Source organism: uncultured Campylobacter sp., assembly GCF_938040115.1.
Lineage (GTDB): Bacteria > Campylobacterota > Campylobacteria > Campylobacterales > Campylobacteraceae > Campylobacter_A.
In genome coordinates this window covers 1-15,368 of record NZ_CALHXD010000165.1, presented here as the reverse complement: position 1 = coordinate 15,368, position 15,368 = coordinate 1, and the positions used below count along the sequence as shown (strand labels likewise).

22 protein-coding genes are annotated in these 15,368 nt (G+C 46.0%); 2 read left to right on the top strand and 20 right to left on the bottom strand.

Annotated elements, in window-relative coordinates:
• Positions 1 to 146: 146 nt before the first annotated feature.
• From Q0314_RS05880 to Q0314_RS05805, 16 genes are all read right to left on the bottom strand, one after another.
• Entirely contained in the window at positions 147 to 1,085 is a 939-nt protein-coding gene (locus tag Q0314_RS05880) for an FAD-dependent oxidoreductase (protein WP_298057498.1), read from the bottom strand.
• Positions 1,086 to 1,095: 10 nt separating this feature from the next.
• Positions 1,096 to 1,545, bottom strand: a complete 450-nt coding sequence (locus Q0314_RS05875) for a hypothetical protein (protein ID WP_298057496.1) — start codon at positions 1,543 to 1,545, stop codon at positions 1,096 to 1,098.
• Positions 1,545 to 1,859, bottom strand: a complete 315-nt coding sequence (gene trxA, locus Q0314_RS05870; RefSeq protein WP_009495082.1) for a thioredoxin — start codon at positions 1,857 to 1,859, stop codon at positions 1,545 to 1,547. The genes Q0314_RS05875 and trxA overlap by 1 nt, the downstream gene beginning before the upstream one ends.
• Before the next feature lie 70 nt (positions 1,860 to 1,929).
• The gene (locus Q0314_RS05865; protein WP_298057494.1) at positions 1,930 to 2,268 is read right to left on the bottom strand and encodes a YraN family protein; all 339 of its coding nucleotides are present in this window, start codon (positions 2,266 to 2,268) and stop codon (positions 1,930 to 1,932) included.
• A gap of 3 nt (positions 2,269 to 2,271) precedes the next feature.
• Positions 2,272 to 3,534: a homoserine dehydrogenase gene (locus Q0314_RS05860; protein ID WP_298057492.1), complete on the bottom strand. Its 1,263-nt coding sequence runs from the start codon at positions 3,532 to 3,534 to the stop codon at positions 2,272 to 2,274.
• A complete protein-coding gene (locus tag Q0314_RS05855; RefSeq protein WP_298057490.1) occupies positions 3,531 to 4,739 on the bottom strand; it encodes an LL-diaminopimelate aminotransferase in 1,209 nt (402 codons plus the stop codon). The genes Q0314_RS05860 and Q0314_RS05855 overlap by 4 nt, the downstream gene beginning before the upstream one ends.
• Before the next feature lie 10 nt (positions 4,740 to 4,749).
• Complete coding sequence (locus Q0314_RS05850; RefSeq protein WP_298057488.1) at positions 4,750 to 5,547, bottom strand: hypothetical protein; 798 nt, start codon at positions 5,545 to 5,547, stop codon at positions 4,750 to 4,752.
• On the bottom strand, positions 5,541 to 6,566 hold the full coding sequence (locus Q0314_RS05845; RefSeq protein ID WP_298057486.1) for a phosphatidylglycerophosphate synthase: 1,026 nt from the start codon (positions 6,564 to 6,566) through the stop codon (positions 5,541 to 5,543). The genes Q0314_RS05850 and Q0314_RS05845 overlap by 7 nt, the downstream gene beginning before the upstream one ends.
• Positions 6,559 to 7,239, bottom strand: a complete 681-nt coding sequence (rlmB, locus tag Q0314_RS05840) for a 23S rRNA (guanosine(2251)-2'-O)-methyltransferase RlmB (protein WP_298057483.1) — start codon at positions 7,237 to 7,239, stop codon at positions 6,559 to 6,561. Before rlmB ends, Q0314_RS05845 begins: the two co-directional genes overlap by 8 nt.
• Positions 7,240 to 7,321: 82 nt before the next feature.
• A complete protein-coding gene (rsmI, locus tag Q0314_RS05835) occupies positions 7,322 to 8,134 on the bottom strand; it encodes a 16S rRNA (cytidine(1402)-2'-O)-methyltransferase (RefSeq protein ID WP_298057481.1) in 813 nt (270 codons plus the stop codon).
• Positions 8,135 to 8,138: 4 nt separating this feature from the next.
• Positions 8,139 to 8,339 carry a 50S ribosomal protein L31 gene (rpmE, locus tag Q0314_RS05830; protein ID WP_009495090.1) on the bottom strand — a complete coding sequence of 67 codons (201 nt, stop codon included), beginning with the start codon at positions 8,337 to 8,339 and terminating at the stop codon, positions 8,139 to 8,141.
• 83 nt (positions 8,340 to 8,422) lie between these two features.
• On the bottom strand, positions 8,423 to 9,079 hold the full coding sequence (locus tag Q0314_RS05825) for a 16S rRNA (uracil(1498)-N(3))-methyltransferase (protein WP_298057479.1): 657 nt from the start codon (positions 9,077 to 9,079) through the stop codon (positions 8,423 to 8,425).
• Entirely contained in the window at positions 9,076 to 9,489 is a 414-nt protein-coding gene (locus tag Q0314_RS05820; RefSeq protein ID WP_298057477.1) for a hypothetical protein, read from the bottom strand. The genes Q0314_RS05825 and Q0314_RS05820 overlap by 4 nt, the downstream gene beginning before the upstream one ends.
• Entirely contained in the window at positions 9,486 to 9,668 is a 183-nt protein-coding gene (locus Q0314_RS05815) for a hypothetical protein (protein ID WP_298057475.1), read from the bottom strand. Before Q0314_RS05815 ends, Q0314_RS05820 begins: the two co-directional genes overlap by 4 nt.
• Before the next feature lie 5 nt (positions 9,669 to 9,673).
• The gene (locus tag Q0314_RS05810) at positions 9,674 to 10,255 is read right to left on the bottom strand and encodes a 6-carboxytetrahydropterin synthase (protein WP_298057473.1); all 582 of its coding nucleotides are present in this window, start codon (positions 10,253 to 10,255) and stop codon (positions 9,674 to 9,676) included.
• Positions 10,256 to 10,327: 72 nt separating this feature from the next.
• Entirely contained in the window at positions 10,328 to 11,092 is a 765-nt protein-coding gene (locus Q0314_RS05805) for a 7-carboxy-7-deazaguanine synthase QueE (protein WP_298057471.1), read from the bottom strand.
• 51 nt (positions 11,093 to 11,143) lie between these two features.
• On the opposite strand from Q0314_RS05805, the gene Q0314_RS05800 reads away from it, so the two are divergent.
• Complete coding sequence (locus Q0314_RS05800; RefSeq protein ID WP_298057469.1) at positions 11,144 to 11,284, top strand: hypothetical protein; 141 nt, start codon at positions 11,144 to 11,146, stop codon at positions 11,282 to 11,284.
• A gap of 14 nt (positions 11,285 to 11,298) precedes the next feature.
• On the opposite strand, the gene moaA is transcribed toward Q0314_RS05800, so the two are convergent.
• From moaA to mqnP, 4 genes are all read right to left on the bottom strand, one after another.
• The gene (moaA, locus tag Q0314_RS05795) at positions 11,299 to 12,267 is read right to left on the bottom strand and encodes a GTP 3',8-cyclase MoaA (protein WP_298057467.1); all 969 of its coding nucleotides are present in this window, start codon (positions 12,265 to 12,267) and stop codon (positions 11,299 to 11,301) included.
• Positions 12,268 to 12,406: 139 nt separating this feature from the next.
• Positions 12,407 to 12,922: a hypothetical protein gene (locus Q0314_RS05790; RefSeq protein WP_298057466.1), complete on the bottom strand. Its 516-nt coding sequence runs from the start codon at positions 12,920 to 12,922 to the stop codon at positions 12,407 to 12,409.
• Positions 12,915 to 13,433, bottom strand: coding sequence for a hypothetical protein (locus Q0314_RS05785; RefSeq protein ID WP_298057464.1), 519 nt, complete (start codon positions 13,431 to 13,433; stop codon positions 12,915 to 12,917). Before Q0314_RS05785 ends, Q0314_RS05790 begins: the two co-directional genes overlap by 8 nt.
• Complete coding sequence (mqnP, locus tag Q0314_RS05780; RefSeq protein ID WP_298057462.1) at positions 13,430 to 14,296, bottom strand: menaquinone biosynthesis prenyltransferase MqnP; 867 nt, start codon at positions 14,294 to 14,296, stop codon at positions 13,430 to 13,432. The genes Q0314_RS05785 and mqnP overlap by 4 nt, the downstream gene beginning before the upstream one ends.
• A gap of 90 nt (positions 14,297 to 14,386) precedes the next feature.
• On the opposite strand from mqnP, the gene miaA reads away from it, so the two are divergent.
• Positions 14,387 to 15,277 carry a tRNA (adenosine(37)-N6)-dimethylallyltransferase MiaA gene (gene miaA, locus Q0314_RS05775; RefSeq protein ID WP_298057460.1) on the top strand — a complete coding sequence of 297 codons (891 nt, stop codon included), beginning with the start codon at positions 14,387 to 14,389 and terminating at the stop codon, positions 15,275 to 15,277.
• The last annotated feature ends 91 nt before the right edge of the window (positions 15,278 to 15,368 follow it).

Below are 15,368 nucleotides of genomic sequence, written 5' to 3'. Positions count from 1 at the left end.
AGTGAAATTTGGGGGCAAAATCTGAAAAAGCGGGGAAAATAAATCAAGGCAAATTTAAGAAATCAGAATAAAACACGGTAAATTTGAGAAAATTTGAAATAAAAAGAGAAAAATTAGCCGAAAAGCTCGGCTAAATTTGATATATCTTAGTGTAGGCTCTCGATGTAGCTAAGTGCACTAAGGGCCGCTACGGCGCCGTCTCCTGCAGCTACGATGACTTGCTTTGGTGCGTCTTTTCTGATGTCGCCCGCTGCAAATAATCCAGGCACGCTAGTTTGCATCTTTAGATCGACGCTAACTTGACCACCGGCCTCCATATCACACAAGAACTCGCCGTTTTCTTGGCGAAGGACGTCGTTGTTTACGTTAAGCCCGACGAATACGAAAACGCCAGGCACTTTTAGATCGCGCTCGCCATCTTTCGTATTTATGATTAGACCGGCAAGTCCTGCTTTGTCGCCATAAGCTTGCTTTATCGTGGCGCTCGTGATAAACTCGATTTTAGCGTTAGCGCGAGCCTTTTCTAGCGTTACTGGAGCGGCGCGAAACTCGTCTCTGCGGTGGATGATATAGACGCGCGAGCAGATGTTGGCTAGATATAGGGCCTCCTCGATCGCCGTGTCGCCGCCGCCTAGAACCGCGACTTCTTTGTTTTTATAGAAAAATCCGTCGCAGGTCGCGCAGGTGCTCACGCCTCTGCCGAAAAACTCGTCCTCGCCCGCAAAGCCTGCGCGGCGCGGAGTGGAGCCGGTGGCTACGATGACTGCTTTGGCCTGCTCTTCTTTGCCGCCTTCAAGCTTGACCGTGAAGCTGCCGTCGGCGTTTTTTACCACGCGCTCGACGCCCGCCATCTCGTGCTTTAGTCCAAAATGTGTGCACTGTGCGACCCACGTGCTCATGAAGTCTATGCCGCTCTCGCCAGGAGCTTTTTGGCCGGGATAGTTTTCTATCTCAGAGCTGCTCGTGATCTGGCCGCCTGGCATACCTTTTTCAAACATTACGACGTTTTTTAGTCCGCCGCGAGTGGCGTAAAGTCCCGCGCTAAGTCCGGCAGGACCGCCTCCGATGATCGCTAAATCTAACATATTTTTTCCTTTAAATTTTATTTATTTTTGAATCTTGTTTATAAATGCCGCCCTTTTGCGCCTTTAGCTCCACGCTGGCGGGCAAAGACGTGATATTTAGGACGTGCATCAGCTTTAAAATCGTATTTATATCCGAAGCGACGAAATTTATATTTCCCTCGCTTGGCGCGCGTTTTTGGAGCAAGTCCACGGCGACGATTTTTAAATTCTTATTCGAAGTTTTTAAAATTTCTCTCCAGTTTGATTGGTTGGAGCTAAAAACCACGAGTAAAAATTTGTCGTCTTGGGGTGCAAAAATTTGAGCCTGCTCGTAAAAAACCAACTCGTTAAAATTTACGAATTTATACTGCGAAAATCTGTAATTATTGTAAGCAAATACGCCTGCTACCAGCGCTGCACCGATAAAAGACGCAAAAACGGAGGTGAGAGGAAGCAGGCTTCCTCCTCGTTTAAAAACCATTAAAGAAGCGAATTTATCTTATCGGCGATGGCTTGTTTTGATTGTGCGCCGACCATTTGCTCTACGACTTCGCCGTTTTTGAAAAATAGAAGCGTAGGGATCGAGCGGATGCCGAATTCTACGGCTAGGTCTTGCACCTCGTCGGTGTTTACTTTGCAAATTTTAGCTTTGCCCTCAAACTCCTCGGCTAGCTCGTCGATGACCGGAGCAAGCATACGGCAAGGTCCGCACCAAGGCGCCCAAAAATCTACTAGCGCGACGCCCTCTTTAGCGACGTCGAAATTCGCAGTCGTTAGTTCTACGTATTTTCCCATTTTATTCTCCTTTTTAAAGATAGTTGTAATTATACACGAAAGTATTTAAATTTTTGCTAAATAAGAATTTTTATAAACTAATATTTTCTATCCACTTTATCTCGCCATTTTTTATCGCGATCAAATCGACCTGAAAATCGGCATTTGCGCCGTTTTGTAACAGATAAAAATCGATAGTTTTTAAAATTTTATTAAATTTAGCGGGCGTGAGGCGATACTCTGCCTCGTAGTCGCCCTGCGTAGCTTTGATTTCGACGAAGCGCAAGATGCCGTCTTTTTTAGCGATGACGTCGATCTCGCCGAATTTGGAGCTGAAATTTCTAGCGAGTATCTCGCAGCCGTTTTTTAGCAAAAACTCGCAAGCCAGATCCTCCGAGCTCTTGCCGAAAAGATACGCTCTAAGGCCCAAATTTTACTCTTCTATCCTCATCATAAAAGGTTTTTCTTTTACGAACTCTTGCTCTTGCAAAATTTCCATAGTGCGCCTCACGTCCTTTTCCACGCTCGTGTGCGTCGTGAAAAATAGCGTCGCATACGGGCTCTCGTCTTTTGGTTTTTGTAGCAGGCTATCGATAGAGAGGTTGTTTTCGCTCATTAAATTCGTGATTTTAGCCAGCACGCCGACTTTATCCTCGACTCTAAGCCTAAAATAATACTTCGTGCGAATTTCGCTCGGATCTAAAAGCTCAAGCGCGTTTAGCTCAAACGGCGCTTTGTAGCCTAGCATCGGTGATTTGCCGTCTCTAGCGATGTCGATCAGGTCGCTGATGACCGAGCTAGCCGTCGCAGGACCGCCCGCGCCCGGACCGTAAAACATCGTCTCGCCGACTGCGTCGCCCACTACGCTTACTGCATTTGTCACGCCGTCTGTTTTAGCTATCATTTTATCTTTGGGCACGAGCGCCGGATGTACGCGCAGCTCGACCTTGTCTCCCGTTTTTTTGGCGATGGCGAGTAGTTTGATGACGTACTCGAAATCGTTAGCGAAAAAGATATCCTCGGGCGTGATACCTTCGATGCCCTCTATCAGGATGTCTTCGGGGTTGCCGTGTACGCCGTATGCGATGCTGGCTAGGATCAGTAACTTGTGCGCCGCGTCAAAGCCTCCGACGTCAAAGGTAGGATTGGCCTCAGCGTAGCCTAGCTCCTGGGCTTTTTTTAGAGCGTCCGCGAAATTTGAACCCTTGCTCATCATCGAGGTTAGGATGTAGTTGCTCGTGCCGTTTAAAATCCCGTTGATGCTTAGGATGTGATTTGCGCTAAGGCCCTCGCGAAGGGCTCTGATGATAGGTATGCCGCCGGCGACGCTAGCCTCGAAGCCAAACGGCGTATTTTGCGCCAAATTTTGCAAGGCGTAGCGGTGGTAGGCTAGTAGCGCCTTGTTTGCCGTTACGACGGCTTTTTTGCGCTCTAAAATTTTGCTAACGACCTTAAAAGGCTCCTCGACGCCGCCCATAAGCTCGACGAAAACGTCGATATCGTCGCGCTCCAGGACGCTATCTATATCGTCCGTGAGCGGGATGGCGACGTCTCTTTTTTTGCTTAAATTTCTAACGACGCCGATGACCGGAACTATCTCTTCGCCGCATCTTGCCGCGATTAGTTTTTTGTTTTGGAGTAAAATTTTAGCTACGGCTTCTCCGACCGTGCCGACGCCTAAAATGGCTATATTCATGCAAATTCTTTCAGATATTTTTTGATGTTTCGCGCCGCTTGGCGGATGCGGTTTTCGTTCTCGATGAGAGCGAGGCGCACGTAGTCGTTGCCGCCCTCGCCAAAGCCGATACCCGGGCTCACCGCGACGCTAGCTTTTGTTAAAAGCTGCTTTGAAAACTCGAGGCTGCCGATGTTTCCAACTTGCGGCGGGATTTTTGCCCAGATGAACATACTCGAGCTTGGCTTATGCATCTCCCAGCCTGCGCTTGCAAAGGCTTCAAGCATCACGTCGCGGCGTTTTTCGTAAATTTGACGGATCTCCTCGACGCAGCTTTGATCGCCGTCTAGCGCGACGGTTGCTGAGACTTGGATCGGAGTAAACATACCGTAGTCTACCCATGATTTTATCTTTTTAAGAGCTGCGCAAAGGCGTTTGTTTCCGCATAAAAATCCGACGCGCCAGCCGGCCATATTGTAGCTTTTTGATAACGTATAGCACTCGACTGCGACGTCTTTTGCACCTTCTACTTCAAATATGCTTGGCGTCTTGTAGCCGTCAAAAGTAAGGTCTGCGTAGGCGATATCCGAGATTACGTAAAAGCGCTCTTGTTTACTCATCGCCACTAATCGCTCGTAGAAGCTTTTTTGAACGGTTACTGTCGTTGGGTTGTGCGGGAAATTTACGACGACGTATTTAGGTTTCGGCGAGCTTGAGCGGATCGTGTGAAGCAGGTCTTCGAAAAATTTATTTTCGTCAAGCTCAAATTTGTCGTTGTATTTTAGCGGCATCTTTGCCACGCTACCGCCGGCAAATAAAAACGCCTGCGTGTGGATCGGATATGCGGGATCGGGCACTACGGCGACGTCGCCAGGATTTACTATCGCTTGGGCTAGATGTACAAAACCCTCTTTACTGCCCATAACGGCGACGGCCTCGGTATCGGGGTCTAAATTTACGCCGTATTTGCGCTTGTACCAGTTACAGATGGCTAGGCGCAGTTTATATATGCCCGCACTCGCCGAGTAGCCGTGAGTTTTGTCTTTTTGCGCGCTTTCGCAGAGTTTATCGACGATGTGCTGAGGCGTGCGACCCTCCGGGTTTCCCATCGAAAAGTCGATGATATCTTCGCCCGCTCGGCGCGCGGCCATTTTTATGGCGTTTACCTCGGCAAATACGTAGTTTGGAAGCCTTTCAATCGTATTAAATCTAATCTCGTCAAACATAAATTTTTCCTTATTCTAGGTAGATTTTGAGCCCTCGTTTGATATTTTCTAGGCTGACCGCATCGTCGATCATCAGATATTTTGCATTTTGCGGGAAGGAAACTTTCAGACTATTTATAGCCTTGTCGCTTCGTTTTTCCTCGAGCAAATTTAAATTTTTATCCAAAATTCTCACGATAGCCGACCAGCGATCCTCCCCGTCTGCGCCTATGGTGGCGGTTTTTGCGCCGCTAACGTCGATGAGATATGGCTCAAGCGGCTTTGAGAGTTGGACTTCTTGCGAAAACTGCACGGGAGTTTGGTTTATAGATGAATTTGACGTGTCGATAACATACTCATAGGATAGCTCGCCGACCCTGTTTATATCTGTTATTTCGGTGCCGCTTTCTTTAAGCGCAGCGTAGAGCGAGCCTGGATCTGGGATAAATTTGGTGTCGATCGTCACGCCCCAAAGCGCACCGCCGGCGTTAGAAAATTCGCTCGTTAGGATATTGTTGTAGCCTAGTCCATTTAGAGCGTCTTTTGCGATTTTCATGATAAGTAGCGGGCTGTTTTGGCGCGAGATAAATTTGATATTTACCTTTACACTTTGTTTGTAGGATAGGCGTAGGAGCGAATTTGACTTTAAAACATTTGAAATTTTAGCAATGTCGGGCTTGCCGTTTGCGTTTAGATATGCAGAGCCGTCGCCAAAGAGCTGAGTTGCTTTTGTGCTATTTTGACCGAGCAGGCCGCCTGCTATATCCACCACGCTGCCCGCAAGGCAAAAAGCCGCGCTAGCAGTCAAAACTAAAAGCTTTTTTACCACGATTTGCCCTTATTTAGTGCTACAAATTCGTCGTATGTGAGCGGCGTAACTTTATCTTTTTCGACCAAAAAGCGCTTTGGATTATCGCCGCTAAATTTGATATTTTGATCGCCGATTTCTAAATTTATCTCTCCGTGTCCTGTGACGATGAGTTGTTTTTTGCCTATTTCAATGGAAACGGCATTTGAGGCATTTTGAGATTTCTTTTTGTTATCGTCCAAATTTATCACGCCGAGCCAAACTTTTCTGCGCGGAACGACTTTTATCTCGCTTAGTCCGTTTAGTTGGTATACATCGCCGCTTTTAGGCGTTACTTGGACTGCGGTGGATGCATTTTCGTCGGCCAAATTTGAAACCTGTTCATTCTGTAAATTTTTACTTACGTTTTGCTCTGCGGGTTTTGATTGCGTGCTTGTAGAAACCGCCACATTAAACTCTGGCAAGGGTTGCTCTACTTGGGTAACGGCAAAATTTGAAGCGTTCTCTTCGATTTTATTTATCTCGTCTTCTTGTTTAGGAGCAGAGGAGACACTTATCGTGATATTTGCGTCTTTGATGGAGTCTAAATTTTTAGTCGCCTGTTGCACTACGTTTGTATCGGAGTAAGTCACGCTTTTGTTTTTGTCCTCAAAGAAACTCGAGAGGTCGCCGATGTATTTTTGGGGCTCGAAAAAGTAAATTAAAGCGCCGATCGCGCAAATAGCGATGATGCCGCCCAGCATACCGCCGTAGGACGATTTATCGTTTGCGGTATAGGCCGGAATTTTAGGCGATATGGTTATGGTTTTGTGCTTTAACTCGCTCTCGTGCTCGGCTATGAACGTCTCGTATTCTCGCATCCACGATGAAAAGTCGATATCAAGCTCGCGCTCCAGAATTTTAACAAAACCCTTGACGTTAAAACGTGCCAATTTTTCAAAATTTTTATCGGCGATGTAACCTAGATATTCTGCCTCGATGTGCGTTCTTCTGGCGACCTCGCTAAGCCCTAGTTCTTTTAGCAAACTTATGTCATTCATTTATAATCCTATCGCAAAGTATGGCAAACGCAGCCGAGACGTTTAGGCTGTCCCAGTCGTTTTTCATTTTTATTCCTACTATTTCGTCGCTTTTGGCAAGGACTTTTTTGTGCAAACCTTCGCCCTCGCTACCCATCACGAGCGCGACTTTTTGGTTAAATTTGACCTCGTGAGCGTTTTTGCCGCCGCTTGCTGTGGCATAAATTTTAAAACCGACCTGTTTTAGTTCGTTTAGCAAGCTAAGACCGTCTTCGACAAGAGCTATATTTGCCTCGTAGGCCGCTGCGCTACTAGCTCGCAGCACGCCTTCCATCGCTAAATTTTTAGCGACGACGACGATGCCTCCGCAGCCCAGCGCATGCGCCGTTCGGACTATGGCTCCGATGTTTCCCACGTCGCTAAGTCCGTATAAGATCGCTATAAAATTTTGTTTTTTTATCTCGTCGATACTTTTAAACTCAAACTCCTCAACTTCGGCTAAAAAGCCTTGGTGATTGCCGCCGTGTGCGAGAGCTTGGGCTTTTTGATTATCCACGCGCTTTATCGGCGCGCCGACGCCTACGATCTGTGAAAATAGCGCCTTGTCGCACTCTTTGGCGAGATAGACCGTTTTGACGCTTTTTTTGTAGTTTTTTATGATGTGCAAAAATAGCTGTTTTCCGTATATTATCATCGCCTGATAATAGCTAAAAATCGGTAAAATTTAGCTAAATTTTCGGATGAATTCGCTGTTTGTTTGAGTCTGCGAGCAAGTTTTAGCGGGTGAGCTCGGAGTAAATTTCTTTGGCGTTTCGACCTGTGATTTTGGCTAGCAGTTTAGACTTGGCTTTGGGTGAAATTTCAAGTTCCAAAATATCGTTTTGAGTGATTTTCTCAAAGGTAAAATTTGGATTTTTTTGCACTACGACGCACCACTCGCCGCTCAAATTTGCCTCTTGCAGCTTTTTTGCCAACTCGCTTGCCGTGGCTCTAAATTTAGTTTCAAATTTCTTTGTTGCTTCTTTTATGGCAAATATTTCTCTATCCGGCTCAAGTTTGGCAAAGTCCAAAATAAGCGAAAGTATGCGTTTGGGACTTTCGTAGATTGCCGCAGGAAACGGCGAATTTAGCGCATTTTGGATAGCCGCGGCTCGCTCTTTGCCGTTGTTTGGTAAAAATCCTAAAAAGCAAAATTCTTTTTCGCAAAGACCGCTTGCAACGACGGCTAAGAGTGCGGCATTTGAGCCGCTTAATACTTCATACGCGATACCGTTTTTTATAGCAAAATTTACGAGCGCGGCTCCCGGATCGCTGATGCCCGGCATGCCCGCATCGCTTAAAAACGCGACGTTTTTATCAAAAATTTCAAGCTCGATTTTAGATAAAATTTCATCTTCGTTATGCGTGTGTAGCGGGATAAATTTTTGGATATTTATATTTGCGTCAAAACGCGTATTTAGCAGGTTTATGAGGGATTTTGCGATTCTGGTATCTTCGCAAAAGAGTATCTCGCATTCGCGCAAAACGCTCAAAGCGCGAAGCGAGATATCGCTTAAATTTCCTATCGGCGTAGGAACGAAATATAGCAAAGGATTATTTTAAGTTATATTTTTTCTTAAATTTATCGACGCGACCTGCGCTATCTACGATCTTTTCGCTACCTGTGAAAAATGGATGGCACTCTGAGCAGATATCCACTCTGATTTCGCTTTTGTTTGACTTCGTAGTGAAGGTGTTGCCGCAAGCGCAAGTTACTTTGCACTCAACAAATTCCGGATGAATTTCTTTTTTCATTTTTTGTCCTTTTATCGTCTGATTTTTTAATTTTCATTTAAAGTAAGGCGAGATTATACAAAAAACTTCGTAAAAAATCAAATTTAAATCAAAATTTTAGCCGCTACGCCTAAAATCGCCGTTTGCGAGCGCAAAATATTTTTTGCTCTCAGCCCGTATTTTTTAGCGACTGCTTCTCGCTCGCTCTGGCTAAATCCACCCTCGGGCCCGATCGCTAAAATTTCCTTGCCCGCATAGCCGTCTAGATTTTCGCCTTCAAAGTCGATAAGAGCGACGTTTGGATAAAATTTTACTAGCTCGTCTAGGCTTTTGTAAATTTCAAATTTCATCAAATCGTTTCGTCCGCACTGCTCGCATGAGCTTATCAAAATACGCTCTAGCCGCAAAAAATCAAGTTTAAAGTTTTTTTGCGAAAATTCTCCGTAAAAAAAGATTATTTTTCCAACGCCCATTTCGTTTAGGCTGGGTAGCGTTTTTTCAACCGTTTTTGGATCGACGACGGCCCAGGCTAGCGTCAGATCGCTGCTTCTCGCCTCTACGTCATGCGAAAATATCAAATTTAGCTCCGCGCCCCTTTTGTCTAAATTTACGATTTCATAGATGTGGTTTTGTCCGTCGGTCAAATTTCGCACGTCGATGCGCTCGCCTACCTTAGCGCGCCTCACCTTTAGGTGTAAAAATGCCTCGCCTTCAAGCCTAATTTGCTTGTTTTTGGCCTCTTTTGAATATAAAAATTTCATCTCACCCCGCTTGCAATGAGTATCAAAACAAAATCAGCCGCGATTTTTAGGCGCATTTTGGCTCTAAAATCGGCGAAATTTTTAGTTTTCATCGCTGTTTTTAGCCGCTTAAACTCCATCGCGCCAAGCCCGATAAGCAGCGCCCAAACCGCGATCATCACGAGAGCTTTAAGGCTCGGATAAAAGTAAAAAACGCTCATCAAAAGTAGCCCCGTAAGCATCATCGCGGTCAAAAACGCGTAGTATGTGGGCAAAAATAGCCTAATGCGCTTAGCATAGGCTGGCGAATTTACGCCGAAATTTATCAGGCAAAAGTGCGCCGCGACGAGCGCTAAAAGCGTAAAAGCAAGCCCGATGTGGATGGAGCGCGCTAGCTCGTAGAGCTCTGAGAGATGCTCGTTAAATTTCATTTTTCAGGCACCGGCTCAGGCGGCATATTTTCATCGATACTTACGTTTGCGTCGCTCTGCGCGATAGGCACGTCGCTAGGCACGGTGCCGCCAAGATCCAGCGACGTGGGCTCTTTTTTCTCATCGCAGCCGCTAAAGATTAGAGCCGTCAGCGCCAAAATCGCAAAAATTTTCCTCATTTGCGCTAGACCTCCTTTGGATTTACTATTTTTTTGCCTAGCTTGATCTTCTCAAACAGCTCGGCATCCTCCCACTCGGCTCTCACGCCCTCGGAAAAGACGACCTCGTTTAAATTTACCTCGCCCATTTTTGCGTTGTACGCATCCTCTCTGAAGCACTGTGCATAGCCCGTGTCGGTCTCGTGGACGATGACGCTGTGAAGCTTCACTTCGCGCTCTCCGTTTTGCATCTGTGTGGTTTTCAAAAGCCTATCGATCATCACGAAAAATATCCTGCAAAACTGCTCTGCGGAGGGATTTAGCGGGATCTCGATCCAGCGCGCGGAGTGTTTTTTGAGATCGTTTTTATACTCGGCACTATCTCCACTAAATATCGTCGTGCAGTGATCGAAGCTGTCGATGATGCAGCCGATGTCACGCTTCATCAGGCCAAAGTCATACACCATTCCCGCATTATCGAGAAAATTTGACTCAAGTAAAATTTCGGCCCTATAAGAGTGTCCGTGGATGCTGGTTTTGCAGCGTTTTGAGCTACAAAATCTAACGATGTGAGCGTTTTCAAATTTAAACATTTTTCTTATTATCATCTTAGCTCCGTTTATTAAATTTTACCGTTTTTGCACTGTAAAGATACGGGTAATGTCGCCCAAATTTACGCCCTAAACCCCTTCTTTTGCGCCCCAAAGCCTGATGTGCAGGCGATCGGAGTAGTTAAAGCCGTGAGTGATCGCAAACTGCGCGACGGCTCTAGCGTTTTGCTCGAGGCTTATTTTATCATAACCTTGTGGCATACAAAAGACTTCCGCGTCGCAAAGCTCTAAAATACGCGAAATTTGCGCTATTGCCGAGCCGTTTTCTACGCTTTTTTTGTCTAGGACGAATTTATAAAAACTGCCAGCGGCGTTTTGTTTTATGGCTTTTAGTGCGGCGGGATTTATGCGTTTTGCCTCGCTTTCGCCGCTGTTTTCAAGCTTGACGCTGACGGCAAAACGACATCTTTTATAAATCTCAAATTTGGCAAAATCCACCTCGATCGTACCGTTTGTTTCAAAATGCGCCTCGTAGCCCTCGCTAGTCGCAAAATTTAAAAAATCTAGCAAAATTTGATTTTTGTGATGTAGCAGCGGCTCGCCGCCGGTGATTACGATGATAGGCTTTTGGCGTAAATTTGTGCTCAAGCTTTGCGTTATTTTTATGAGTTCGTCGGTGCGGGTGATTTTTTGATACGAAAAATGTCCCGTAAAAACCGCGCGGATCGTGTCGCAGCCAACTAGCGTTTCGCCGGTTTTGGGCGAGACGGCGCGCACTCCAAAGCCCGCGCAGTTTAGATTGCAGCCAGCAAAACGCAAAAAAATCGCCAAACGGCCGCCACTTGCGCCTTCGCCTTGAATGCTTAGAAAACTCTCGACTAGGTTTAAACTCAAATTTCGCCTTTTAATTTTAGTCGATTATAGCAAAATTTAAAGAGTAGTTTTATGGAGTTAGGTGGATTTTACGTCAAATTTGAGCGGGTTTTGATAAAAAACGGCGGTAAATTTATGGATAAAAATAGAAAAAATCAAGCGCGGTTAAATTTGATAAAAAAACGGGCCAAATTTACGTCAAAATCGGTGTAAATTTAGCCCTGATTTCAGCCGCCCGTTTGGTAAAAGGCGCGGCTTGAGGTCTCGTTTTGAGCGCCGATCGCCCATTTGTTCTCTTTAGGTTTATTTTGCAGTACTTGGCGCAGGATCTCGCTAGCGCCCGCGATATCGCCCTTTCTTACGGCATCTTTTATGCTCATCGCATCCTCGAAGTATAGGCACGGAATGAGATGTCCCTCGGCCGTGAGGCGGATGCGGTTGCAGCTCTCGCAAAAGTCGTGTTTGTGCGGGTCGATGACGCCAAAGGTATAGCCGTCCTCTAGTCGGTAGATGCTGGCTGGACCCGTCGGGATTTTTTCGGCCGCTTCAAAGCGATATTTTTTTGCGATAACGTCTAAAATTTCAGCCGATTTCATGCCTTTTAGCTCGTCCGTTGCGTGTATGTTTTCCATATACTCTATAAAGCGAATCTGACAACCCATGGAGCGCGCAAACTCTAGCAAAGAGACGATCTCGTCGTCGTTTACGCCTCTTAGCGCGACGGTGTTTAGCTTGACTTTTAGCCCGGCTTCAAGCGCCGCGTCAAGGCCCGCTAAAACCTCGTGTAAAACGCTTTTTTGCGCGAGAAATTTGGCCTTTTCGGTTTTTAGGCTATCAAGCGACATATTTATGCGCTTTAAACCCGCGTTTTTTAGGGCTTTTGCGTAGTGTTTGAGCATAAAGCCGTTTGTCGTGATGGCTAGATCGACGTCCGGGCTGTGCTCGTTTATCATCGCGATAAATTTGTCCAAGTCCTTACGTAGTAGCGGTTCGCCGCCGGTTATGCGGATTTTTTTTACGCCTTCGTCTAGGCAGACTTTGACAAATAAAAACAACTCCTCAAAGCTCAGTAAATTTTCCTTCGGCTCCCAGCTAAACGGAGTTTTAGGCATGCAGTATTTGCATCTAAAGTTACATCTTTGCGTGACAGAAATACGCAGATAATCAACAGTTCTTCCGTGTCCGTCTATTAACATTTTTCGCCCTTAATTTTATCAAAAAGAATTGTTTTTGATTTGGTTAAAAGGCATTATAGGAAGTTAAGCTTTAAAATTTTTTAAAATTCGCGTATGAAAATAATGTTATTTTTTTATATTTCGCGCCCGAGTTTTAACACTATATCAGCTCCCGCAATTTTAGCGTCAGCTCGACCTTGCCCACACCCACGCACAGCTCTTTTGCGATACTTTCGACGCTTTTGCCTTCGCTATACATCTGCACTATGCGCTTTTCGTCGTCTTCGCCGTTTGGAGCGGAGATCTTGCTAATGCTTTTTGTGCGCTCTTCAAGCGTAAATAGCCTATCTTGTTGTTGGCTTTGGAAGCTATCTATCGAGCTTTCGATGCCTTGGAGGGTGTTTATTATCGGAGTTATTTTTTGATTTATTTTTTCATTTAGACGCTGTTCGAGGTTGCTTTCTAGCTGCACTACGTCAAATTCGGCCGGTTCGCTGTTTTGATTAAAATTCGCAACCTGTTTTTTTACGGCGTGAAGCTCTTGTATCAGGCTTTCGATAGCTTTTTCGTATCTTGAAAATTTTCTCGAGGCCTCTAAATCTTTTATAAAAACCAGCACGAAAAGCACCGTTAAAATCAGCCCGAAAATGACAAATATTATCAAATCGTTACTCATCGTTCATCTCCTTTAGTTCTCTTATCATAGCGCGCTCTCTGGCTGTCACGTAGCCGTTGTAGTCGCTCTCGTCGCTCTCGTTTATGCGCGTGATTTTGGCGGTTTTCTCATCTAGCGCCTCAAAAAATATCGCCACGTCTCGCTTTGGGAAAATAGGCATAAAAATGCGTCCGTAGTACTTGGCGCCTTCTTTAAATTTAGCCTCTTTTATCCTAAAATTTTCAAAATTTATCCCGTCAAGCGCGCTAGATTGAGCAAGCTCGAGCTTTATAAATTTTTCATTTTTTATGTAGGCGTTTAGCTCGTCAAATTTACGGTGAAGCTCGATCAGTAGCGTCAGTATCACCTGATCGCTTTCCTTCGTGTCGCCCTTTGCTTTGGCGCGCTTTATCCATGCTCCCAGCGGATCGTCTTCGTTTCCGCTTAGCTTATCGAATTCGCGCAAAAACTCGCTCTCGCGCTCGCCCACTTCCTCAAAAACTATGTCTAAATTTGCCGGGACCAGTCTCATAAGCTAGCCCAAACGAAAACAAAAAAAAGTATGCCAAGATAACCGTTTAGCGTGAAAAACGCGCGATCTATCTTGCTAAAATCCCGCCTAACGATGCGGTGCTCGGCTATTAGGACGCCCCCGCAAAGCAAAATGCCCGCAAAGGCCGCCGCGCCAAGCCCTCCGGCCCACGCAAAAAGCAGCCAAAAGATCACGGCCGTGGCGTGAAAGATCGCCGAGATAAACATCGTAGCCTTTTCGCCGTAAACGCTAGGTATGCTAAAAAGCCCGTGCTCGCGGTCAAATTCGATATCCTGAAGCGAATAAAGCAGGTCAAATCCCGCCACCCAAAACATCACGCCAAGGCAGAGCAGCATGCTAAAAAGCGGTATCTCGCCAGTAACCGCGACGGCCCCAGCGATTGGCGCAAGCCCCAGCGAGAGGCCAAGGACTAGGTGCGCTAGCTCGCTAAAACGCTTAAAAAGCGAATATCCGCCGAGCACCGCTAGGATCGGAAAACTTAGCCAAAACGCAAGCTCGTTTACGAGATAGGCGACGAGCACGAAGATGGTGGCGTTTGCCGCGATAAAAATTTGCAAATTCGTCCTGCCGATACGCCCGTCCACGCTTGGGCGATTTGCCGTGCGCGGGTTTAGTTTGTCGATGTCCTCGTCCTTGTAGCGGTTAAAAGCCATCGCGAAATTTCGCGCCGAAACCGCGCAAAGAACGCCTAAAATAAGCAACTTCCAGCCAAACCAAGCCGTGCCGTTTGCCTGCGCGCTCGCCGTTATCATCGCGGTAAAGATAAAAGGTAGCGCGAAAATAGAATGCTTAAAGACGATTAGTTCGTTAATATCTTTTAAAATATTTATAAATTTTTGCATAATCTTCCTAAAATTTTTGCTTTATTTTATCTTATAAAAGCGTAAATTGTGATAAAATTTGAGCAGATTTACGAATTTTAAGGCATTTTTATGAAAGAACTCGCCATCATCGGCACCACCGCTAGCGGAAAAACGGCGCTCGCTCTAAAGCTAGCAAGCGAATTTAACGGAGTGATTTTGAGTCTTGATTCGCTTTGCGTTTATAAATTTATCGATATCGCAAGCGCTAAGCCCAGCGCGGACGAGCTAGCCTCGGTGCCGCATTTTGGGGTAAATTTGCTGATGCCCGACGAACATTTTGACGTCGGTATGTTTTTTGATGTTTATAAAACGGCTCGCGAATTTGCGCAAAAAAACGGTAAAAATTTATTTATAACCGGCGGCAGCGGATTTTATCTAAAGGCGCTGCTATCGGGTCTCACGCCTAAATTTGAGCGCGTAGAGAGCGGCCTAAGCAACGCTCAAATTTACGAGCTCGTTTCAAGCCTCGATCCCGAATTTGCCGCCAAATTTAGCGCAAACGACACCTACCGTCTGCAAAAGTGGTTTGATATCCACTCGTTTTTGCGCTCTAGCGGGCGGGATGATGCCGTGAGCGCGTATCTGCGTGAAAATACCCTGGCCCCCGTCGCGTCAAATTTGGAGATTTTCGAGCTTAGCTGGGATAGGGACGAGCTAAGAAGACGCATGAAGGAACGCACGCGAGCGATGTTTGAGCAGGGTTTGCTAGACGAGGCGCGGGAGCTGTTTGCGAGATATCCGCAGCGACCAAAGCCGCTAAACTCGGTCGGTCTAAAAGAGTGCGGCGAGTTTTTGCGAGGCGAGATCAAAACCGAGGCCGAGCTGGAGGAACTCATCTGCACGCACACGGCGCAGCTAGCCAAGCGTCAGCGGACGTTTAACCGATCGCAGTTTGAGAGTAAATTTAGCGGCAGCGTCGGGGAGTGTGAAGAGAAAATAATAGAATTTTTGAGTTATTGATTCTGATTTGCGGCTCGTCTTTTGAGTGCTTTTTGCGGAGCTTGCTAAAATTTAGCTCGGCGGACTACTTGTCCAGCCTACGCTAAATTTT